We start from the raw sequence: 21,049 nt of genomic DNA, 5'->3' as shown, positions 1-21,049 counted from the left end.
TTCGCCGAACTGTCACACTTATGTTCGGTTATGTGCTTAATAATGTTATGAAAAAGAAACCGGTTGCGCAGTTGGAGCGTCAGCATTCACTGCTGGAAAATCCATGTGCGTATGGGTTGTTATCGCAGTTCCAGGCTGCGATAGTCGTTAACTGTTTTACACTTAATAAAATAATTTGAGGTTCGCTATGTCTGACGACATGTCTATGGGTTTGCCTTCGTCAGCGGGCGAACACGGTGTACTACGCTCCATGCAGGAGGTTGCAATGAGCTCCCAGGAAGCCAGCAAGATGCTGCGTACTTACAATATTGCCTGGTGGGGCAATAACTACTATGACGTTAACGAGCTGGGCCACATTAGCGTGTGCCCGGACCCGGACGTCCCGGAAGCTCGCGTCGATCTCGCGCAGTTAGTGAAAACTCGTGAAGCACAGGGCCAGCGTCTGCCTGCACTGTTCTGTTTCCCACAGATCCTGCAGCACCGTTTGCGTTCCATTAACGCCGCGTTCAAACGAGCGCGGGAATCCTACGGCTATAACGGCGATTACTTCCTCGTTTATCCGATCAAAGTTAACCAGCACCGCCGCGTGATTGAGTCCCTGATTCATTCGGGCGAACCGCTGGGCCTGGAGGCCGGTTCCAAAGCGGAGTTGATGGCGGTGCTGGCACATGCTGGCATGACCCGTAGCGTCATCGTCTGCAACGGTTATAAGGACCGCGAATATATCCGCCTGGCATTAATTGGCGAGAAGATGGGCCACAAGGTCTATCTGGTCATTGAGAAGATGTCAGAAATTGCCATTGTGCTGGATGAAGCAGAACGTCTGAATGTCGTTCCTCGTCTGGGCGTGCGTGCACGTCTGGCTTCGCAGGGCTCGGGTAAATGGCAGTCCTCTGGCGGGGAAAAATCGAAGTTCGGCCTGGCGGCGACTCAGGTACTGCAACTGGTTGAAACGCTGCGTGAAGCCGGGCGTCTCGACAGCCTGCAACTGCTGCACTTCCACCTCGGTTCGCAGATGGCGAATATTCGCGATATCGCGACAGGCGTTCGTGAATCCGCGCGTTTCTATGTTGAGCTGCACAAGCTGGGCGTCAATATTCAGTGCTTCGACGTCGGCGGCGGTCTGGGCGTGGACTATGAAGGCACCCGTTCGCAGTCCGACTGTTCGGTGAACTACGGCCTCAATGAATACGCCAACAACATCATCTGGGCGATTGGTGATGCGTGTGAAGAAAATGGTCTGCCGCATCCGACGGTAATCACCGAATCGGGTCGTGCGGTGACTGCGCATCACACCGTGCTGGTGTCGAATATCATCGGCGTGGAACGTAACGAATACACGGTGCCGACCGCGCCTGCAGAAGACGCACCGCGCGCCCTGCAAAGCATGTGGGAAACCTGGCAGGAGATGCACGAACCGGGAACTCGCCGTTCTCTGCGTGAATGGTTACACGACAGCCAGATGGATCTGCACGATATTCATATCGGCTACTCTTCCGGCACCTTTAGCCTGCAAGAACGCGCATGGGCTGAGCAGCTTTATTTGAGCATGTGCCATGAAGTGCAAAAGCAGCTGGATCCGCAAAACCGTGCTCATCGTCCGATTATCGACGAGCTGCAGGAACGTATGGCGGACAAAATGTACGTCAACTTCTCGCTGTTCCAGTCGATGCCGGATGCGTGGGGGATCGACCAGTTGTTCCCGGTTCTGCCGCTGGAAGGGCTGGATCAAGTGCCGGAACGCCGCGCTGTGCTGCTGGATATTACCTGTGACTCTGACGGTGCTATTGATCACTATATTGATGGTGATGGTATTGCCACGACAATGCCAATGCCGGAGTACGATCCAGAGAATCCGCCGATGCTCGGTTTCTTCATGGTCGGCGCATATCAGGAGATCCTCGGCAACATGCACAACCTGTTCGGTGATACCGAAGCGGTTGACGTGTTCGTCTTCCCTGACGGCAGCGTAGAAGTAGAACTGTCTGACGAAGGCGATACCGTGGCGGATATGCTGCAATATGTACAGCTCGATCCGAAAACGTTGTTAACCCAGTTCCGTGATCAAGTGAAGAAAACCGATCTTGATGCTGAACTGCAACAACAGTTCCTTGAAGAGTTCGAGGCAGGTTTGTACGGTTATACCTATCTTGAAGATGAATAATTAAGATTATTCCGCTGGCGGGTCGATTTATTTACGTAAATCGGCCCGCTTTCTTTTTATATATTCTTAAAAATAATTTAGCTGCTTTTCTTATTAAATAATCCCCCTACAATCGCTGCATTAATTAAATACAGAGGGAACGGTTATGAAAAAATGGAAAGTACGTAGCGCGTTGATAGCATTAGTCGTGCTGCTGGCCGGTTGTTCCAGTAATGCGCAGTATAATAGCAGTACATCGGGCAATGTCGGCACCGCCTGGGGTGGGGATGTGCACTCATCGGTTCAGGGCGTATCTGCTGAGCGAGCCTGGCGCGATCCGGCAGAGATGATCGTTATTAGTTATTCGACTACTGTTCCTTCGGGCTACGACCGCGTTTATAGCATTCGTATTAACGAACTGGAATATGCTATTCGCGATGGTAATTTTAATTCTCTACCTATTACGCGGGTTTATGATTCATCCAATAATGAACCACGCTATATTGTCCATGCCAGAATCGGAATGAATTATCAATTATATATCCGTAATTACAGTCGTAACACCAACTACGAGATCGTTGCTACGGTTGATGGCCTGGATGTGCTGAACGGCAAGCAAGGTTCGCTGAATAACAATGGCTATATTGTGAATGCCGGAGATTCGTTAGCGATTAAAGGATTCCGCAAAGATAAACATACCGAAGCGGCTTTTCAGTTCGCCAACGTTGCTGATTCCTACGCAGCCAATTCGGCGCAAGGCGATGTGCGTAATACCGGTGTAATCGGCTTTGCCGCCTTTGAATTACAAGGCACGGCGCAAAACGCGCTGCCACCGTGCTCTGGACAAGCGTTTCCGGCGGACAACAATGGCTATGCGCCGCCACCGTGTCGGAAATAGTAACCTCGCTTGATGCCTCGCCCATTTAAGGCGATAATTAGCACAAAATTGTGTTTCGCAAATCCAACCCTTCCTCGTCGGGCCTAACGACGCGGAAGGGTTTTTTTATATCGACTTTGTAATAGGAGTCCATCCATGAGCACCTTAGGTCATCAATACGATAACTCACTGGTTTCCAACGCCTTTGGTTTTTTACGCCTGCCGATGAACTTCCAGCCGTATGACAGCGATGCTGACTGGGTAATTACCGGCGTGCCGTTCGATATGGCCACTTCTGGTCGTGCGGGTGGACGCCACGGTCCGGCGGCGATCCGTCAGGTTTCGACGAATCTGGCCTGGGAACACAACCGCTTCCCGTGGAATTTCGACATGCGCGAGCGTCTGAACGTGGTGGACTGCGGCGATCTGGTGTATGCCTTCGGCGATGCTCGTGAGATGAGCGAGAAGCTGCAGGCGCATGCCGAAAAGCTGCTGGCTGCCGGTAAGCGTATGCTCTCCTTCGGTGGTGACCACTTTGTTACCCTGCCGCTGCTGCGTGCTCATGCGAAGCATTTCGGCAAAATGGCGCTGGTACACTTTGACGCCCACACCGATACCTATGCGAACGGTTGTGAATTTGACCACGGCACCATGTTCTATACCGCGCCGAAAGAAGGTCTGATCGACCCGAATCACTCCGTACAGATTGGTATTCGTACCGAGTTTGATAAAGACAACGGCTTTACCGTACTGGACGCCTGCCAGGTGAACGATCGCGGCGTGGATGACGTTATCGCCCAAGTGAAACAGATTGTGGGTGATATGCCGGTTTACCTGACCTTTGATATCGACTGCCTGGATCCTGCTTTCGCGCCGGGAACCGGTACGCCAGTAATTGGCGGCCTGACCTCCGATCGCGCTATTAAACTGGTACGCGGCCTGAAAGATCTCAACATTGTTGGGATGGACGTAGTGGAAGTGGCTCCGGCATACGATCAGTCGGAAATCACCGCTCTGGCTGCGGCGACGCTGGCGCTGGAAATGCTGTATATCCAGGCGGCGAAAAAGGGCGAGTAAGCGCCGGATAAGATGCGTTATGCGTCAAATCCGGCGTAATAAAATGCTTACTTAACTCCATCCGCGCTCATACGATCGCGAATATGCTGGGCGCGTTCGGCGGATGCTGGATGGTCGTCAAACATTGAGCTTTGACGGCCTTCTTCCAGCTTCGCCAGTTTTTCAAAGCTGGTGGCAAGACCTGCCGGGCTGATGCCGCGTTGGCGCAGAAGATCGTAAGAATAATCATCGGCTTCTGCTTCCTGGCGCTGGGAGAATTGCGAATTAACTAATTTCTCGCCCAGATCACCGAGTTGTGATTGAGATAAACTGCCGACAATCCCGCCCGCAGAGGCCGCAGCTACTCGTACGGCATTTGTACCAAGTGCCACCTGCATCCCTTTTTTCACATGGCCCAACGCTACGTGCCCCATCTCGTGACCGATCACCGCTTCGACTTCGTTATCTGTCATCATATCCATCAGCCCGCTATAGACGCGGATACAGCCGTTAGCCATTGCAAAGGCGTTCACATCCTTCGCCATATACACTTTGTAATTCACCGGCTGACCGTTGATATTGTTGCCTAGCGCATTGGCAATAGTTGTCAGACGTTTAGCGTATTCGCTATTGGCTGGCGCAATCGTCGCCTTGCTGTCCATCTCCTGACATGCCTGATCGCTCAGGGTTTTCACCTGCGCATCACTCAAACTGTAAGCCTGAAAAGCTTCCGCTCCTGATGAGAGCAGTCCGTTGGAGTCCATATTCTGGCAACCGGTCAGTACCGTTGCCACGCTCATTGCTACCAATAAGGCGCGAATTTTCATGTTTTCTCTTCCGCACAAGGTCAGGATTATTCTAAAAATGCGCCGTTTGCAGGTGAATCGACGCTCAGTCTCAGTATAAGGAAAAGCGCAGCGGACGGGCGAGCAGATTGCGCAACATGCGAGCATGATCCAGAGATTTCTGAAGCGGCAAAAGGATGTTCCATGTACATGACGCGCGGCTTGCGGTAAATTGTTGGCAAATTTTCCGGCGTAGCCCAAAACGCGCTGTCGTCAAGTCGTTAAGGGCGTGCCCTTCATCATCCGATCTGGAGTCAAAATGTCCTCACGTAAAGAGCTTGCCAATGCTATTCGTGCGCTGAGCATGGACGCAGTACAGAAAGCCAAATCCGGTCACCCGGGTGCCCCTATGGGTATGGCTGACATTGCCGAAGTCCTGTGGCGTGATTTCCTGAAACACAACCCGCAGAATCCGTCCTGGGCTGACCGTGACCGCTTCGTGCTGTCCAACGGCCACGGCTCCATGCTGATCTACAGCCTGCTGCACCTCACCGGTTACGATCTGCCGATGGAAGAACTGAAAAACTTCCGTCAGCTGCACTCTAAAACTCCGGGCCACCCGGAAGTAGGTTATACCGCTGGTGTGGAAACCACCACCGGTCCGCTGGGTCAGGGTATTGCCAACGCAGTCGGTATGGCGATTGCAGAAAAAACGCTGGCGGCGCAGTTTAACCGTCCGGGCCACGACATTGTCGACCACTACACCTACGCCTTCATGGGTGACGGCTGCATGATGGAAGGCATCTCCCACGAAGTTTGCTCTCTGGCGGGTACGCTGAAGCTGGGTAAACTGATTGCGTTCTACGATGACAACGGTATCTCTATCGATGGTCACGTTGAAGGCTGGTTCACCGACGACACCGCAATGCGTTTCGAAGCTTACGGCTGGCACGTTATTCGCGACATCGACGGTCATGACGCGGCATCCATCAAACGCGCAGTAGAAGAAGCGCGCGCAGTGACTGACAAACCGTCCCTGCTGATGTGCAAAACCATCATCGGTTTCGGTTCCCCGAACAAAGCCGGTACCCACGACTCCCACGGTGCGCCACTGGGCGACGCTGAAATTGCCCTGACCCGCGAACAGCTGGGCTGGAAATATGCACCGTTCGAAATCCCGTCTGAAATCTATGCTCAGTGGGATGCGAAAGAAGCAGGCCAGGCGAAAGAATCCGCATGGAACGAGAAATTCGCTGCTTACGCGAAAGCTTATCCGCAGGAAGCCGCTGAATTTACCCGCCGTATGAAAGGCGAAATGCCGTCTGACTTCGACGCCAAAGCGAAAGAGTTCATCGCTAAACTGCAGGCTAACCCGGCGAAAATCGCCAGCCGTAAAGCGTCTCAGAATGCGATTGAAGCGTTCGGCCCGCTGTTGCCGGAATTCCTCGGCGGCTCTGCTGACCTGGCACCGTCTAACCTGACCCTGTGGTCTGGTTCTAAAGCAATCAACGAAGATGCTGCGGGTAACTACATCCACTACGGTGTTCGCGAGTTCGGTATGACCGCGATTGCTAACGGTATCTCCCTGCACGGTGGCTTCCTGCCGTACACCTCCACCTTCCTGATGTTCGTGGAATACGCACGTAACGCCGTACGTATGGCTGCGCTGATGAAACAGCGTCAGGTGATGGTTTACACCCACGACTCCATCGGTCTGGGCGAAGATGGCCCGACTCACCAGCCGGTTGAGCAGGTCGCTTCACTGCGCGTGACCCCGAACATGTCTACATGGCGTCCGTGTGACCAGGTTGAATCTGCAGTGGCATGGAAATACGGCGTTGAGCGTCAGGACGGCCCGACTGCGCTTATCCTCTCCCGTCAGAACCTGGCGCAGCAGGAACGTACTGAAGAGCAACTGGCAAACATCGCGCGCGGTGGTTATGTGCTGAAAGACTGTGCCGGTCAGCCGGAACTGATCTTCATCGCGACCGGTTCTGAAGTTGAACTGGCGGTTGCTGCCTACGAAAAACTGACTGCTGAAGGCGTGAAAGCGCGCGTGGTTTCCATGCCGTCTACCGACGCGTTCGACAAGCAGGATGCGGCTTACCGTGAGTCTGTACTGCCGAAAGCGGTTACTGCACGCGTTGCGGTGGAAGCGGGTATTGCTGACTACTGGTACAAGTATGTTGGCCTGAACGGTGCTATCGTCGGCATGACCACCTTCGGTGAATCTGCTCCGGCAGAGCTGCTGTTTGAAGAGTTCGGCTTCACCGTTGACAACGTTGTTGCGAAAGCAAAAGAACTGCTGTAATCGGTAAGATGCTTTGTGAGAAGGGCCGCGAAAGCGGCCCTTTTTTTACTTAGTAGAGATAAACGGAACTGTGCTGCCGGGGATCATGGTATCGGGCAGTTTACCGTCCCAACGTTCGGCAGTGGTGAGGGCTACAAGTCCGGGATTATCCCGCAGAGCTTCACCGCGCAGGCGGATCGCTTCTGCTTCAGCCGCACTTTTTAAACGAATAGTTTCAGCCTCTGCCGCGCCTCTTACGCGAATAGTTTCCGCTTCTGCTTTAGCTGCCGCCAGTTTACTGTCTGCTTCTGCCTGGGCCTGAGTTACCGCTATTTGCGCCTGGATTTTCTCTGTTTCCAGATTTTGCTTACGCGTGGCAATGGCGACTTCTGCTTTCATTCGGTCTTCAATCGACTTTTCATAAGCGTCAGAAAAATCAATATTTTCAATCTGGACCCCGTCAATTACCACTGGCCCAACAACGGCTTTGCGCATGGCATTTTGCAGATCCTGAACCAGTTTTGTACGATCCTGTACCGCGCTGATGGCGGTATATTGGCCGAAAACGTTCTCCAGTTGAGTTGGCAACTGACGGACAATCAGACGATCTTTTAATGCTTCAATGGTGTTGTAGGTGGTATAAACCGCGCCTGCTTCTGAAGGTTTAATGTGGAAGCTGACTGATACTGTCATTTGTGCCGGTTGCTGGTCGCGGCTGTAGGCCTGTAATCCCTGATAGACCACAGCCTGATTACGCGTGGAAATTTTCTCCACGCTTTCCATAAACGGGATCTTAAAACCCAGACCCGGCTCGGCAACTTTTACGATTTTTCCGTAGCGCAGCAAAATGCCGCGTTCACCTTCATTAACGGTGTAATACGAGAGAAATGGCAGCACAACCACGGCAAGCACGCCAATGGCGATAGCAAGAGATTTTTGTGGGCGAAATGAGGTTAATGAAACAGGTGCTTTCATATGAATCTTCCTTGAGTAAAGTGGGGAATATGTCACATGAGGTAAGGAGAAAATAGCCGACAGGTGAGAATTCAGAATCTATAAAGGGGTATAGCGAAAAAACGTTGCATTAAAAAAAGTATGTTTTCGGATATTCAATAAATAAATGGCGATATGCATCACAAATACAATAACAAACAAAATGTTGATTTTGTGATAAACATAACAAATACAAAGTTGACTTTAAAAATATCAATTTCATATTGTTGTTATTTAAGGTTTTATTATTTTGGTTTATGGGGTTTTTCTTCTCGCGTACCCAATTGCTTTCATTAAACCGCACGAGTATTTTATTTTTACCGCCGGACGGTACCCTAAAAATAAAATAAGGATAATTTATGCGGCTTAGTGATTATTTTCCAGAATCATCAATCTCAGTTATACATTCAGCAAAAGATTGGCAGGAAGCTATCGATTTCTCGATGGTATCATTGCTGGATAAAAACTATATCAGCGAGAATTACATTCAGGCAATTAAAGATTCCACCATTAACAATGGCCCTTATTATATTCTCGCACCAGGCGTGGCAATGCCTCATGCGCGACCGGAATGTGGGGCGCTTAAAACCGGGATGTCTTTGACATTACTTGAACAAGGTGTTTATTTTCCGGGGAATGACGAACCAATTAAATTACTCATCGGACTCTCTGCTGCCGATGCCGATTCGCACATTGGCGCTATTCAGGCGTTAAGTGAATTACTGTGCGAAGAAGAAATACTCGAACAACTCTTAACAGCATCATCAGAAAAACAATTAGCGGACATTATCAGCCGCGGATAATTACTCTCTCCTCTACAGGATAATATTATGGAAAACAAGTCTGCTCGTGCAAAGGTCCAGGCTTTTGGGGGCTTTTTGACTGCAATGGTCATCCCCAATATTGGTGCTTTTATTGCCTGGGGTTTTATTACTGCGTTATTTATTCCCACCGGTTGGCAGCCTAACGAACATTTCGCCAAAATTGTCGGCCCGATGATTACCTATTTATTGCCCGTGATGATTGGTTCTACCGGTGGTCATCTGGTCGGCGGTAAACGCGGCGCGGTCATGGGCGGAATAGGTACTATTGGTGTGATCGTCGGCGCAGAGATCCCGATGTTCCTTGGCTCAATGATTATGGGGCCGCTCGGTGGGCTGGTCATAAAATATGTCGATAAGGCACTGGAAAAACGCATACCTGCTGGTTTTGAGATGGTTATCAATAACTTCTCATTAGGTATCGCGGGGATGCTCCTTTGTCTGCTGGGTTTTGAAGTGATCGGCCCGGCGGTGTTAATTGCCAATACTTTCGTCAAAGAGTGTATTGAGGCGCTGGTACATGCGGGTTATCTGCCTCTGCTGTCAGTCATCAATGAACCGGCGAAAGTGCTTTTCCTTAATAATGCGATCGATCAGGGCGTCTATTATCCGCTGGGAATGCAACAGGCTTCGGTTAACGGTAAATCCATCTTCTTTATGGTGGCCTCTAACCCAGGTCCGGGCCTGGGGCTGCTGCTGGCGTTTACCTTGTTTGGTAAAGGGATGAGTAAACGTTCTGCGCCCGGGGCGATGATTATTCACTTCCTCGGTGGGATCCACGAACTGTATTTCCCATATGTGCTGATGAAGCCGCTGACCATTATTGCCATGATTGCGGGCGGTATGTCTGGCACCTGGATGTTTAACTTACTGGACGGTGGTCTGGTGGCTGGCCCAAGTCCGGGGTCTATCTTTGCTTACCTGGCGCTGACGCCGAAAGGCTCATTCCTGGCGACAATTGCTGGTGTTACGGTAGGTACCCTGGTGTCCTTTGCTATCACTTCGCTGATACTGAAGATGGAAAAAACGGTGGAAACGGAGAGCGAAGATGAGTTTGCTCAGTCAGCCAATGCGGTTAAGGCGATGAAACAAGAGGGTGCATTCTCGCTAAGCAGAGTTAAGCGTATCGCCTTTGTTTGCGATGCGGGGATGGGCTCCAGCGCGATGGGCGCAACCACCTTCCGTAAACGCCTGGAAAAAGCGGGGCTGCCAATTGAAGTAAAACATTACGCGATAGAAAACGTGCCTGCGGATGCGGATATCGTCGTTACTCATGCCAGTCTGGAAGGGCGCGTGAAACGTGTGACGGATAAATCACTGATATTGATTAATAACTATATTGGCGATCCAAAACTCGACACTTTATTTAATCAATTAACCGCAGAACATAAACACTGATTACAGAGGTAAAAATGAAAACCAAAGTTGCTGCTATTTATGGCAAGCGGGATGTCCGTCTGCGCGAATTTGAACTGCCAGAAATTACCGATAATGAACTGCTGGTGAGTGTAATTTCTGACAGCGTCTGTTTATCCACCTGGAAAGCGGCGTTACTCGGTAGTGAACATAAACGCGTACCCGACGATTTAGAAAATCATCCGGTCATTACCGGGCATGAATGTGCCGGGGTTATTGTCGAAGTGGGTAAAAATCTCACTGGCAAATATAAAAAAGGCCAGCGTTTTGTATTGCAACCGGCGATGGGGTTACCAAGCGGATATTCAGCGGGCTACAGCTACGAATATTTTGGCGGTAACGCCACCTATATGATTATTCCCGAAATCGCCATTAATTTGGGCTGCGTATTACCGTATCACGGCTCTTATTTTGCTGCGGCGTCGCTGGCAGAGCCTATGTGCTGCATTATTGGCGCTTATCATGCCAATTATCACACTACGCAATATGTTTATGAGCATCGCATGGGCGTCAAACCTGGCGGCAATATTGCGCTGCTGGCGTGTGCAGGTCCGATGGGCATTGGCGCTATCGATTACGCCATTAACGGAGGTATACAACCGTCGCGGGTGGTGGTGGTCGATATCGACGACAAACGCCTGGCGCAGGTACAGAAGCTGCTGCCGGTGGAGCTGGCGGCCAGTAAAGGCATTGAGCTGGTGTATGTGAATACCAAAGGGATGAGCGATCCGGTACAGAAGCTGCGGGCGCTGACAGGAGATGTCGGGTTCGATGACATTTTTGTTTATGCGGCGGTGCCTGCTGTCGTTGAGATGGCTGACGAATTACTGGCGGAAGATGGCTGCCTGAACTTCTTTGCCGGGCCGACGGATAAAAACTTCAAAGTGCCGTTTAATTTCTACAACGTCCATTACAACAGCACGCACGTCGTCGGTACATCCGGCGGTTCAACGGACGACATGAAAGAGGCGATTACCCTTAGCGCTACGGGACAGTTACAGCCGTCGTTTATGGTGACCCATATTGGTGGCCTGGATGCGGTGCCAGAAACCGTGCTCAATCTGCCGGATATCCCAGGCGGTAAAAAACTCATTTATAACGGCGTGACCATGCCGCTCACTGCCATTGCCGATTTTGCCGAAAAAGGCAAAACCGATCCGCTGTTTAAAGAGCTGGCGCGGCTGGTTGAGGAAACGCACGGCATCTGGAATGAGCAGGCCGAGAAATATCTGCTGGCGCAATTTGGCGTTGATATTGGGGAGGCCGCGCAATGATGTCCCTGGCGTGGCCATTATTTCGCGTTACGGAACAGGCAGCGTTGGCTGCCTGGCCGCAAACCGGATGTGGCGACAAAAATAAAATTGATGGCCTGGCGGTCACCGCGATGCGCCAGGCATTAAACGACGTCGCTTTTCGTGGGCGAGTGGTTATCGGCGAGGGAGAGATTGACCATGCGCCGATGCTGTGGATTGGCGAAGAGGTGGGCAAAGGCGATGGGCCAGAAGTCGATATCGCGGTTGATCCCATTGAAGGTTCGCGGATGGTGGCGATGGGACAGAGCAATGCGCTGGCAGTCATGGCCTTCGCCCCACGAGGCAGCCTGCTACACGCTCCCGATATGTATATGAAAAAACTGGTTGTTAATCGGCTGGCGGCGGGCGCGATTGATCTGTCTTTGCCCCTGGTGGACAACCTGCGCAACGTGGCGAAAGCGTTAGGCAAACCGCTGGACAAGCTGCGCATGGTTACGCTGGATAAACCGCGCCTGAGTGCCGCGATTGAAGAAGCAACACAGCTGGGCGTGAAGGTTTTCGCTCTGCCGGATGGCGATGTCGCCGCCAGCGTGCTGACCTGCTGGCAGGATAATCCTTACGATGTGATGTACACCATCGGCGGTGCGCCAGAAGGCGTGATTTCTGCCTGTGCCGTTAAAGCATTAGGCGGGGATATGCAGGCCCAGCTGATTGACTTTTGTCAGGCTAAAGGGGATTACACGGAAAATCGGCAGATTGCAGAGCAGGAGCGCAAGCGTTGCAAGGCAATGGGCGTTGACGTTAACCGTGTGTACTCGCTCGATGAACTGGTGAGGGGGAACGATATCCTCTTTAGCGCTACGGGCGTGACGGGTGGCGAGTTGGTGAACGGTATCCAACAGACGGCGAATGGGGTGCGGACGCAGACATTACTGATCGGCGGCGCGGACCAAACGTGTAATATAATAGACTCCCTGCATTGATGGTGATCTATCGGAAGACCAATGGCGACGCTGACAGAAGATGATGTGCTTGAGCAACTGGACGCACAGGACAATTTATTTTCATTTATGAAAACTGCGCATTCTATTTTGCTCCAGGGGATACGCCAGTTTCTGCCGTCGCTGTTTGTCGATAACGATGAAGAGATCGTCGAATATGCAGTGAAGCCGTTACTCGCCCAAAGCGGCCCGCTTGACGATATTGATGTTGCGCTGCGTTTGATTTATGCGCTGGGGAAAATGGATAAATGGCTGTACGCCGATATCACGCATTTTTCCCAGTTCTGGCATTACCTGAACGAACAGGATGAAACGCCCGGATTTGCCGATGACATGACCTGGGATTTTATCAGCAACGTCAATAGTATAACCCGCAATGCGACGCTCTATGACGCATTGAAAGCGATGAAGTTCGCCGATTTCGCCGTCTGGTCAGAGGCGCGTTTTAGCGGGATGGTCAAAACGGCGCTGACGCTGGCAGTAACGACCACCTTAAAGGAATTAACGCCGTGAAAATTGAATTAACGGTGAATGGGCTGAAGATACAGGCACAGTACCAGAACGAAGAGATTGAAAATGTACATAAACCGTTGCTGCACATGTTGGCGGCCTTACAGACGGTAAATCCGCAGCGGCGTACGGTGGTTTTTCTTTGCGCTCCGCCGGGGACGGGTAAATCTACCCTAACCACCTTCTGGGAATATATCGCGCAACAAGACCCGGAACTGCCCGCTATTCAGACGCTACCGATGGATGGTTTTCACCATTACAATAGCTGGCTGGATGCGCATCAATTGCGCCCCTTCAAAGGCGCACCAGAGACATTTGACGTTGCGAAACTGGCGGAAAATCTGCGCCAGGTCGTGGAAGGGGATTGTACGTGGCCGCAGTACGATCGACAAAAGCATGATCCTGTTGAAGATGCGCTGCACGTTACCGCACCACTCGTCATCGTCGAAGGAAACTGGTTGTTGCTGGACGACGAGAAGTGGTGCCAGCTTGCGCAATTTTGTGATTTCTCTATCTTTATCAACGCGCCAGCTACTGCGTTGCGGGAACGACTGGTGGGGCGAAAGCTGGCGGGAGGGTTATCGCTGGCAGACGCAGAAGACTTTTATGACCGTACCGACGGGCCGAATGTTCGCCGGGTGCTGGAAGAGAGTCTGCCTGCAAATTTGACCTTAATGATGACCGCTACGGGTGAATATCGTCTGGTGGATTAACGTTCCTGATTACACCATCTTCCAGTCGCACCACACGAGAGAAATGACGCCGGGTAAATGCGGCGTCATGACTGATTGCTACGACGCTCGTGCCTCGCTGGCGGCACTTTTCCAGCCAGCGTTCAAACACGCTCAACCAATTTTCGTCAAAATCCCGACTCGGCTCGTCCAGCAGCAATAGCGGCGGAGAGAGTGCTTCCAGGCAGGCGACGGCGACCATCCGTCGCTGCGCACTATGCAGATCCAGCGGATGCGCGCTGGCAGTGTCTGCTAACTGACAGCATTGCAGGGCAGCATTGGTACGTTGAGTGATTTCATCCGCCGGGCATTTTTGCAGTTTCAAACCAAATGCGATCTCGTCGGCGACGGTGCTGTGAAAAAGCTGGTTTTCCGCTTCCTGAAACAGTACGCCAATCTTTGCTGCACGTTGGCGGTTTTTCAGGTTTTTCATCGCCTGTTGTTGCAGCATAACCGTACCGGTTGTGGGCGTAAGAAGACCTGCCATTACTCGTAACAGCGTCGATTTTCCCGCGCCATTGTCGCCGGTCAGCGCCAACCATTCACCTTGTTTGAGTTGCAGAGAAATGTCGCAAAGACAATCCGTTGCCGCGCCAGGCCAGCGATAAGTTATCTGATTTAACGTTAACATAGTGGCTGGAGCGCTCCGTTTTGCAATAGCCACGCTTGCTGGCAGTAGTTCAGGAAAGGTGTGCGATGACGTTCAAAAAGAATAATCAGCGAACCACGTTCAGACGCCCAGTGTTGTAAGCGCTGCAACAGCATTTCGCTGGCCTGCGGCGTCAGGCGGCTAAAGGCTTCATCAAGAATTAAGAGTTTTGGCTGCATCGCGATGGCGCAGGCGATGACCACGCGCTGTGTCTCTCCACCGGAGAGTGTTGCCGGGTGACGATGGCGCAACGGCTGGCACTCGGTCAGGGCCAGGGCGGCGTCAATCCGCGCCATAATCTCTTTTTCAGCAAGACACAGATTTTCTGGCCCAAAGGCAACTTCTTCTTCCACGCTAAAGGTACAGCCGGAGAGCTGCAAATAGGGCGATTGCTGGACGAGCTGGATGGTGGCGGATTGTTCATTAAGCGGGAGACGCCCAATGGGCGTACCGAGAAGCGTCCCCGTGCCGGTTATCTCTCCTGGTAGAAAGTCCGGATACCAGCCCGCCATCAGCTGCGCCAGCGTACTTTTGCCACTGCCGTTGTCACCAAAGATGGCGACCATCCCCGGTTTGACATAGTGAAAGTCATAACAGAACGGAGGATGCGTTGAGTGTGTCGGGCAATAGCGGAACTGTTCTAACGTAACCATATCCACGCTCCGAATTCTGCCAGCATCAGCAAGATCATGGTGTAACGTGCTACGCGTTGTAGGGTGCTATCGGCTGGTGCCCATAACGTAGTGCGCCTATTGTTGATTCGAAATGCCCGCATATCCAGCGCCGCACCACGGATAGCCAGATCGTTTAGCGCATTGTGTGTTAGCGGAATAATTAGCGCGGGCATAGCACGTAAACGCTGATACCAGCCCTCATCCAGCGGCACGCCGCGGGCGCGCTGCGCTTCATGAATAATCGCTAATTGCCGTTTTAACTGCTCAACGACCAACAACGGCCCGGCGAACAGATAAGCGACGCCCGGCGGCAGGTGAGAAGCAAACAAAGCGCGGATAAAACGTTGCACTGGGACGTACTGCATCCACAACTGCGAGGTTGAAACAATCGCCAGAATCCGCAACCAGAGCGTAATAGCATGCGTCCACCGTTCTGGCGAGCGTGGCGTGCCGCTTAGCCATTCTGTCAGCCAGCCACCGTGTACCAACCACAGTCCAGCCCCCAGCGAGAACATCAGCCAGACGACATATTTTGTCCGCCGCCGCGTGGCCTTTAGCGCAATAAGGCAGAAAAAGGTCGCCGCGCTATAGACTGGCAATATTGTCTGTGTGGGCAGGATAAGCGTGGTGCAGGCCGCCAGCGCCCACAGCGTTAAGGATGTAAACGGATGCATTTAGCGCACGGCAGCCATTGCCGGGAAATGGCGCGTGGTGCGAATCGGCAGCTGACGCAGTAAAAGCCAGACAATCACCGCTGTGAGAATTTTATCGACCAGGTTCGCGCCTATCACCGTAATCGCCACCGACTCCACCAGGTTTTGCCCCATCGAGTGCATCCAGGCAACGAACAAATCGGCTCCGCTTCCTGTCACGCCGCCGAACAGCGCAGTACGCAGCGGTACAGCGACGACCGTTACCGCAAGCGTAATAATCACGCCGCTAACAACGACTTTTGGCAGGGTGCGGAACCAACCCGCTCGCGCCAGCCAACCGGTGACCAGGCCGATGACCATCGCGACGGGCGCAAATGCGGCGGCGATCGGGTCGGTCAGCAAACCCCAGAGTAAATTGGTCAGTAAGCCGGTCAGCATCCCGATCACCGGACCAAGCAGTACCGCGCTAATAAGTGTGCCGATGGAGTCGAGAAATATAGGTAATTTGACCATGCTGGCCAGTTGCCCGCCGATCATATTGATGGCGATAGAGATAACGATCAACACCAACGCCTGACTGGAAAAGTGGCGACGCGCCATAAGAAAACCTCTCTGAAAGTAGTTATTTAACGGGGGAAATATGCAATTCGTCGTAACCAGAAAGCGCGCAAGGTTGGCGGCTAAACGCCAGTTCCTCAAGGCTACCGATCACCAGTTCAAGCGTGGTCCGCACGGTACAGCCGGGCATCATATGACCGCCAAGCATCGTGCCGTGTGGATCGGAAACGCAGAGATGAAGATGTTCACCACTCTGTTCCAGTGTGCCGTTCAATGCGATGACTTCGAACTTACCGCTTAGTAGGGCCGTGTTTTCTTGCCCGCCATAGCGTAAGGCGACGTCAGTCAGACTGCCGGTACAACCTGCAATCCACGCAGCGTGGAGTTGTTGTTGCTGCGCGAAGGCGCGTAATTGGGAGAGAACTTCCTGCCCGGGGAGCAGGCGCAGCGCGTAAAAGCGTGCGGAGGAAGAATATGGGTAGGGCAATGTCATCATTGGAGTACTCCGAAACTCGGACGTATTGCGGATAATATCGACGCTGCATCAGTCATATTCTGATATAAGTCAGGGTTTGTGACGGCACAACGAAAAGATTTTGCTACGCTTATTCGTGATTCTGCAAAGTGGAATAAATTCCACAGTGGCGGGGCTGAAAACGTGACGTAAGTCAGATAATTGTCTTCTTTGACTGGACAATCATTCCTTTTATTCCACGTTTCGCTTATCCTAGCTGAAGCGTTTCAGTCGATTAAATGTTCGACAATTAACCAATCAGTCGCAGTTTGCGACAGGTAAGGTTTCCCCGGACGATTTGCTGGATTACTCTGTCTGGCAAATTTGCTCAGGGAAAACCTTGCAGGAGATCTATGACCGTACGCGTAGCGATAAATGGCTTCGGTCGCATCGGGCGTAATGTGGTTCGTGCTTTGTATGAATCCGGACGCCGGGCGGAAATTACCGTGGTGGCAATCAACGAACTGGCGGATGCTGCGGGCATGGCGCATTTGTTGAAATATGACACCAGCCATGGCCGTTTTGCATGGGAAGTACGACAGGAACGCGATCAACTTTTTGTTGGTGATGACGCCATCCGCGTATTGCATGAACGTTCACTGCAATCGCTCCCCTGGCGTGAACTTGGCGTTGATGTAGTCCTCGACTGCACCGGCGTATATGGCTCCCGCGAGCATGGCGAAGCACATATTGCCGCCGGGGCTAAAAAAGTGCTCTTTTCACATCCTGGCAGTAACGATCTCGATGCGACCGTTGTTTACGGCGTCAATCAGGATCAACTTCGTGCGGAACACCGCATCGTTTCTAACGCTTCCTGTACCACGAATTGCATAATTCCCGTCATCAAATTGTTAGATGATGCGTACGGTATTGAGTCCGGCACTGTGACCACAATTCACTCCGCCATGCACGATCAACAGGTTATTGATGCATACCATCCTGACCTGCGTCGCACCCGGGCAGCCAGCCAGTCGATCATTCCGGTCGATACTAAACTGGCCGCCGGTATCACACGATTTTTTCCGCAATTTAACGATCGCTTTGAAGCGATTGCGGTACGTGTGCCAACCATAAATGTGACGGCAATCGATTTAAGCGTGACGGTGAAGAAACCTGTAAAAGCCAATGAAGTCAACCTGTTGCTGCAAAAAGCAGCACAAGGTGCATTTCATGGTATAGTTGACTATACGGAATTGCCGTTGGTCTCTGTAGATTTTAACCACGATCCGCACAGTGCCATTGTCGATGGCACCCAAACCCGGGTCAGTGGCGCACACCTGATCAAAACGTTGGTCTGGTGCGATAACGAATGGGGCTTTGCTAACCGAATGCTCGACACGACGTTAGCTATGGCTACTGTTGCTTTCAGGTAAGACGCAAGCAGCGTCTGCAAAACTTTTAGAATCAACGAGAGGATTCACCATGTCTGTAATTAAGATGACCGATCTGGATCTTGCTGGGAAACGTGTATTTATCCGTGCGGATCTGAACGTACCAGTAAAAGACGGGAAAGTAACCAGCGATGCGCGTATCCGTGCTTCTCTGCCGACCATCGAACTGGCCCTGAAACAAGGCGCAAAAGTGATGGTAACTTCCCACCTGGGTCGTCCTACCGAAGGCGAGTACAACGAAGAATTCTCTCTGCTGCCGGTTGTTAACTACCTGAAAGACAAACTGTCTAACCCGGTTCGTCTGGTTAAAGATTACCTCGACGGCGTTGACGTTGCTGAAGGTGAACTGGTTGTTCTGGAAAACGTTCGCTTCAACAAAGGCGAGAAGAAAGACGACGAAACCCTGTCCAAAAAATACGCTGCACTGTGTGACGTGTTCGTAATGGACGCATTCGGTACTGCTCACCGCGCGCAGGCTTCTACTCACGGTATCGGTAAATTCGCTGATGTTGCGTGCGCAGGCCCGCTGCTGGCAGCTGAACTGGACGCGCTGGGTAAAGCACTGAAAGAACCAGCTCGCCCGATGGTGGCTATCGTTGGTGGTTCTAAAGTATCTACCAAACTGACCGTTCTGGACTCCCTGTCTAAAATCGCTGACCAGCTGATTGTTGGTGGTGGTATTGCTAACACCTTTATCGCGGCACAAGGCCACGATGTGGGTAAATCCCTGTACGAAGCTGACCTGGTTGACGAAGCTAAACGTCTGCTGACCACCTGCAACATCCCGGTTCCGTCTGACGTTCGCGTAGCGACTGAGTTCTCTGAAACCGCTCCGGCTACTCTGAAATCTGTTAACGACGTGAAAGCTGACGAGCAGATCCTGGATATCGGTGATGCTTCCGCTCAGGAACTGGCTGAAATCCTGAAGAATGCGAAAACCATTCTGTGGAACGGTCCGGTTGGCGTGTTCGAATTCCCGAACTTCCGCAAAGGTACCGAAATTGTGGCTAACGCTATCGCAGACAGCGAAGCGTTCTCCATCGCTGGCGGCGGCGACACTCTGGCAGCAATCGACCTGTTCGGCATTGCTGACAAAATCTCCTACATCTCCACTGGCGGCGGCGCATTCCTCGAATTCGTGGAAGGTAAAGTACTGCCTGCAGTAGCGATGCTCGAAGAGCGCGCTAAGAAGTAAAAAATCACAGGGCAGGGAAACCTGCCCTTGTTTCAGCGCGCTTTTAGAGCACGCATTTTTTCATACTCTAAATAATTCGAGTTGCAGGAAGGCGACAAGAGAGTGAATCCCCAGGAGCTTACATAAGTAAGTGACTGGGGTGAGCGAACGCAGACGCAGCACATCAACTTGAAGTATGACGAGTATAAGGCCCGACGATACAGGACAAGAGACATGTCTAAGATTTTTGATTTCGTAAAACCTGGCGTAATCACTGGTGATGACGTACAGAAAGTTTTCCAGGTAGCAAAAGAAAACAACTTCGCACTGCCAGCAGTAAACTGCGTCGGTACTGACTCCATCAACGCCGTACTGGAAACCGCTGCTAAAGTTAAAGCACCGGTTATCGTTCAGTTCTCCAACGGTGGTGCTTCCTTTATCGCTGGTAAAGGCGTGAAATCTGACGTTCCGCAGGGGGCTGCTATCCTGGGCGCGATCTCTGGTGCGCATCACGTTCACCAGATGGCTGAACATTATGGTGTTCCGGTAATCCTGCACACTGACCACTGCGCGAAGAAACTGCTGCCGTGGATCGACGGTCTGCTGGACGCGGGTGAAAAACACTTCGCAGCTACCGGTAAGCCGCTGTTCTCTTCTCACATGATCGACCTGTCTGAAGAATCTCTGCAAGAGAACATCGAAATCTGCTCTAAATACCTGGAGCGCATGTCCAAAATCGGCATGACTCTGGAAATCGAACTGGGTTGCACCGGTGGTGAAGAAGACGGCGTGGACAACAGCCACATGGACGCTTCTGCACTGTACACCCAGCCGGAAGACGTTGATTATGCGTATACCGAGCTGAGCAAAATCAGCCCGCGTTTCACCATCGCTGCCTCCTTCGGTAACGTACACGGTGTTTACAAGCCGGGTAACGTTGTTCTGACTCCGACCATCCTGCGCGACTCTCAGGAATATGTTTCTAAGAAACACAACCTGCCGCACAACAGCCTGAACTTCGTATTCCACGGTGGTTCCGGTTCTACTGCTCAGGAAATCAAAGACTCCGTAAGCTACGGCGTAGTGAAAATGAACATCGATACCGATACCCAATGGGCAACCTGGGAAGGCGTTCTGAACTACTACAAAGCAAACGAAGCTTATCTGCAGGGTCAGCTGGGTAACCCGAAAGGCGAAGATCAGCCGAACAAGAAATACTACGATCCGCGCGTATGGCTGCGTGCCGGTCAGACTTCGATGATCGCTCGTCTGGAAAAAGCATTCCAGGAACTGAACGCGATCGACGTTCTGTAAGATATTCCTTTCTGCTTATCTCAAGGCCCGCTCTGCGGGTCTTTTTTTTGCTAAAAGAAAAATTGCCTGATGCGCTACGCTTATCAGGCCTACACGTATCCTGCAATATATTGAATTCGCAGGTTTTTGTAGGCCGGATAAGGCGTTCACGCCGCATCCGGCATGACAAAGCGCACATTGATATCTGTCTGAGCCCCGCTCTGCGGGGATTTTTTCGCCAAAAGCAAGGTGATGCAGATGAGAAAT

General features: G+C 51.9%; 21 protein-coding genes. 14 read left to right on the top strand and 7 right to left on the bottom strand.

Annotation, left to right across the window (positions count from 1 at the left end; genetic code table 11):
• Positions 1 to 47 precede the first annotated feature (47 nt).
• The 4 genes from yqgB (at position 48) to speB (ending at position 4,097) form a co-directional block, all read left to right on the top strand.
• Positions 48 to 179, top strand: a complete 132-nt coding sequence (yqgB, locus tag G434_RS0125275) for an acid stress response protein YqgB (protein WP_001297406.1) — start codon at positions 48 to 50, stop codon at positions 177 to 179.
• Between the two features lie 8 nt (positions 180 to 187).
• The gene (speA, locus tag G434_RS13795; protein ID WP_001295380.1) at positions 188 to 2,164 is read left to right on the top strand and encodes a biosynthetic arginine decarboxylase; all 1,977 of its coding nucleotides are present in this window, start codon (positions 188 to 190) and stop codon (positions 2,162 to 2,164) included.
• Positions 2,165 to 2,309: 145 nt separating this feature from the next.
• Positions 2,310 to 3,041: a hypothetical protein gene (locus G434_RS13800; RefSeq protein WP_000758897.1), complete on the top strand. Its 732-nt coding sequence runs from the start codon at positions 2,310 to 2,312 to the stop codon at positions 3,039 to 3,041.
• Between the two features lie 135 nt (positions 3,042 to 3,176).
• Positions 3,177 to 4,097, top strand: coding sequence for an agmatinase (gene speB, locus G434_RS13805; protein ID WP_000105561.1), 921 nt, complete (start codon positions 3,177 to 3,179; stop codon positions 4,095 to 4,097).
• Positions 4,098 to 4,144: 47 nt separating this feature from the next.
• Here speB and loiP read toward each other — a convergent pair whose 3' ends face one another.
• Complete coding sequence (gene loiP, locus G434_RS13810) at positions 4,145 to 4,903, bottom strand: metalloprotease LoiP (protein ID WP_001297457.1); 759 nt, start codon at positions 4,901 to 4,903, stop codon at positions 4,145 to 4,147.
• Between the two features lie 277 nt (positions 4,904 to 5,180).
• Here loiP and tkt point away from each other — a divergent pair, with 277 nt between their 5' ends.
• Positions 5,181 to 7,172, top strand: coding sequence for a transketolase (gene tkt / locus G434_RS13815; RefSeq protein WP_000098614.1), 1,992 nt, complete (start codon positions 5,181 to 5,183; stop codon positions 7,170 to 7,172).
• Between the two features lie 45 nt (positions 7,173 to 7,217).
• Here the strand turns inward: tkt and G434_RS13820 are convergent, their stop codons facing one another.
• On the bottom strand, positions 7,218 to 8,126 hold the full coding sequence (locus tag G434_RS13820) for a prohibitin family protein (protein WP_000646940.1): 909 nt from the start codon (positions 8,124 to 8,126) through the stop codon (positions 7,218 to 7,220).
• Between the two features lie 377 nt (positions 8,127 to 8,503).
• Between G434_RS13820 and cmtB the strand changes: the two genes are divergently transcribed.
• From cmtB to G434_RS13850, 6 genes are read left to right on the top strand one after another with little or no spacing between them, the layout of a single operon-like run.
• Positions 8,504 to 8,947 (top strand): PTS mannitol transporter subunit IIA, encoded by a 444-nt coding sequence (gene cmtB, locus G434_RS13825; protein ID WP_001239650.1) that lies wholly within the window; start codon positions 8,504 to 8,506, stop codon positions 8,945 to 8,947.
• Positions 8,948 to 8,974: 27 nt separating this feature from the next.
• On the top strand, positions 8,975 to 10,363 hold the full coding sequence (cmtA, locus tag G434_RS13830) for a PTS mannitol transporter subunit IICB (RefSeq protein WP_000428839.1): 1,389 nt from the start codon (positions 8,975 to 8,977) through the stop codon (positions 10,361 to 10,363).
• A 14-nt stretch (positions 10,364 to 10,377) separates the two neighbouring features.
• Positions 10,378 to 11,655: a zinc-binding dehydrogenase gene (locus G434_RS13835; RefSeq protein WP_000853224.1), complete on the top strand. Its 1,278-nt coding sequence runs from the start codon at positions 10,378 to 10,380 to the stop codon at positions 11,653 to 11,655.
• Positions 11,652 to 12,617 (top strand): class II fructose-bisphosphatase, encoded by a 966-nt coding sequence (gene glpX, locus G434_RS13840; RefSeq protein ID WP_016239070.1) that lies wholly within the window; start codon positions 11,652 to 11,654, stop codon positions 12,615 to 12,617. The genes G434_RS13835 and glpX overlap by 4 nt, the downstream gene beginning before the upstream one ends.
• A gap of 21 nt (positions 12,618 to 12,638) precedes the next feature.
• A complete protein-coding gene (gene fumE / locus G434_RS13845; RefSeq protein WP_000224131.1) occupies positions 12,639 to 13,148 on the top strand; it encodes a fumarase E in 510 nt (169 codons plus the stop codon).
• Positions 13,145 to 13,858, top strand: coding sequence for a nucleoside/nucleotide kinase family protein (locus G434_RS13850; protein ID WP_000687699.1), 714 nt, complete (start codon positions 13,145 to 13,147; stop codon positions 13,856 to 13,858). Before fumE ends, G434_RS13850 begins: the two co-directional genes overlap by 4 nt.
• Here G434_RS13850 and G434_RS13855 read toward each other — a convergent pair.
• Genes G434_RS13855 through G434_RS13875 form a run of 5 tightly spaced genes read right to left on the bottom strand, consistent with a single transcriptional unit; the run spans position 13,830 to position 16,906 of the window.
• Positions 13,830 to 14,507 carry an ABC transporter ATP-binding protein gene (locus G434_RS13855; protein WP_000956899.1) on the bottom strand — a complete coding sequence of 226 codons (678 nt, stop codon included), beginning with the start codon at positions 14,505 to 14,507 and terminating at the stop codon, positions 13,830 to 13,832. The two genes, G434_RS13850 and G434_RS13855, sit on opposite strands and share 29 nt — an antisense overlap.
• Complete coding sequence (locus G434_RS13860) at positions 14,501 to 15,178, bottom strand: ABC transporter ATP-binding protein (protein WP_001394755.1); 678 nt, start codon at positions 15,176 to 15,178, stop codon at positions 14,501 to 14,503. The genes G434_RS13855 and G434_RS13860 overlap by 7 nt, the downstream gene beginning before the upstream one ends.
• Entirely contained in the window at positions 15,166 to 15,873 is a 708-nt protein-coding gene (locus tag G434_RS13865) for an energy-coupling factor transporter transmembrane component T (protein ID WP_016239069.1), read from the bottom strand. Before G434_RS13865 ends, G434_RS13860 begins: the two co-directional genes overlap by 13 nt.
• A complete protein-coding gene (locus tag G434_RS13870) occupies positions 15,874 to 16,452 on the bottom strand; it encodes an ECF transporter S component (protein WP_016239068.1) in 579 nt (192 codons plus the stop codon).
• 22 nt (positions 16,453 to 16,474) lie between these two features.
• Entirely contained in the window at positions 16,475 to 16,906 is a 432-nt protein-coding gene (locus tag G434_RS13875; protein ID WP_000988713.1) for a PPC domain-containing DNA-binding protein, read from the bottom strand.
• 371 nt (positions 16,907 to 17,277) lie between these two features.
• Here G434_RS13875 and epd point away from each other — a divergent pair, with 371 nt between their 5' ends.
• The 3 genes from epd (at position 17,278) to fbaA (ending at position 20,803) form a co-directional block, all read left to right on the top strand.
• Positions 17,278 to 18,297, top strand: coding sequence for an erythrose-4-phosphate dehydrogenase (gene epd, locus G434_RS13880; RefSeq protein ID WP_000218480.1), 1,020 nt, complete (start codon positions 17,278 to 17,280; stop codon positions 18,295 to 18,297).
• 49 nt (positions 18,298 to 18,346) lie between these two features.
• Positions 18,347 to 19,510 (top strand): phosphoglycerate kinase, encoded by a 1,164-nt coding sequence (gene pgk, locus G434_RS13885; protein WP_000111269.1) that lies wholly within the window; start codon positions 18,347 to 18,349, stop codon positions 19,508 to 19,510.
• Between the two features lie 213 nt (positions 19,511 to 19,723).
• Entirely contained in the window at positions 19,724 to 20,803 is a 1,080-nt protein-coding gene (fbaA, locus tag G434_RS13890) for a class II fructose-bisphosphate aldolase (RefSeq protein WP_000034372.1), read from the top strand.
• Positions 20,804 to 21,049 lie beyond the last annotated feature (246 nt).

This window comes from Escherichia sp. KTE172, from assembly GCF_000408845.1.
GTDB classification, from domain to species: Bacteria; Pseudomonadota; Gammaproteobacteria; order Enterobacterales; family Enterobacteriaceae; genus Escherichia; species Escherichia coli.
The sequence above is the reverse complement of the archived record's forward strand: the minus strand, read 5'-3'. Positions and strand labels throughout refer to the sequence as shown.

Coding starts and splice junctions, on each gene's coding strand:
- yqgB (WP_001297406.1), top strand. CDS start 48: ATGAAAAAGAAACCGGTTGCGCAGTTGGAGCGTCAGCATTCACTGCTG.
- speA (WP_001295380.1), top strand. CDS start 188: ATGTCTGACGACATGTCTATGGGTTTGCCTTCGTCAGCGGGCGAACAC.
- G434_RS13800 (WP_000758897.1), top strand. CDS start 2,310: ATGAAAAAATGGAAAGTACGTAGCGCGTTGATAGCATTAGTCGTGCTG.
- speB (WP_000105561.1), top strand. CDS start 3,177: ATGAGCACCTTAGGTCATCAATACGATAACTCACTGGTTTCCAACGCC.
- loiP (WP_001297457.1), bottom strand. CDS start 4,903: ATGAAAATTCGCGCCTTATTGGTAGCAATGAGCGTGGCAACGGTACTG.
- tkt (WP_000098614.1), top strand. CDS start 5,181: ATGTCCTCACGTAAAGAGCTTGCCAATGCTATTCGTGCGCTGAGCATG.
- G434_RS13820 (WP_000646940.1), bottom strand. CDS start 8,126: ATGAAAGCACCTGTTTCATTAACCTCATTTCGCCCACAAAAATCTCTT.
- cmtB (WP_001239650.1), top strand. CDS start 8,504: ATGCGGCTTAGTGATTATTTTCCAGAATCATCAATCTCAGTTATACAT.
- cmtA (WP_000428839.1), top strand. CDS start 8,975: ATGGAAAACAAGTCTGCTCGTGCAAAGGTCCAGGCTTTTGGGGGCTTT.
- G434_RS13835 (WP_000853224.1), top strand. CDS start 10,378: ATGAAAACCAAAGTTGCTGCTATTTATGGCAAGCGGGATGTCCGTCTG.
- glpX (WP_016239070.1), top strand. CDS start 11,652: ATGATGTCCCTGGCGTGGCCATTATTTCGCGTTACGGAACAGGCAGCG.
- fumE (WP_000224131.1), top strand. CDS start 12,639: ATGGCGACGCTGACAGAAGATGATGTGCTTGAGCAACTGGACGCACAG.
- G434_RS13855 (WP_000956899.1), bottom strand. CDS start 14,507: ATGTTAACGTTAAATCAGATAACTTATCGCTGGCCTGGCGCGGCAACG.
- G434_RS13860 (WP_001394755.1), bottom strand. CDS start 15,178: ATGGTTACGTTAGAACAGTTCCGCTATTGCCCGACACACTCAACGCAT.
- G434_RS13865 (WP_016239069.1), bottom strand. CDS start 15,873: ATGCATCCGTTTACATCCTTAACGCTGTGGGCGCTGGCGGCCTGCACC.
- G434_RS13870 (WP_016239068.1), bottom strand. CDS start 16,452: ATGGCGCGTCGCCACTTTTCCAGTCAGGCGTTGGTGTTGATCGTTATC.
- G434_RS13875 (WP_000988713.1), bottom strand. CDS start 16,906: ATGATGACATTGCCCTACCCATATTCTTCCTCCGCACGCTTTTACGCG.
- epd (WP_000218480.1), top strand. CDS start 17,278: ATGACCGTACGCGTAGCGATAAATGGCTTCGGTCGCATCGGGCGTAAT.
- pgk (WP_000111269.1), top strand. CDS start 18,347: ATGTCTGTAATTAAGATGACCGATCTGGATCTTGCTGGGAAACGTGTA.
- fbaA (WP_000034372.1), top strand. CDS start 19,724: ATGTCTAAGATTTTTGATTTCGTAAAACCTGGCGTAATCACTGGTGAT.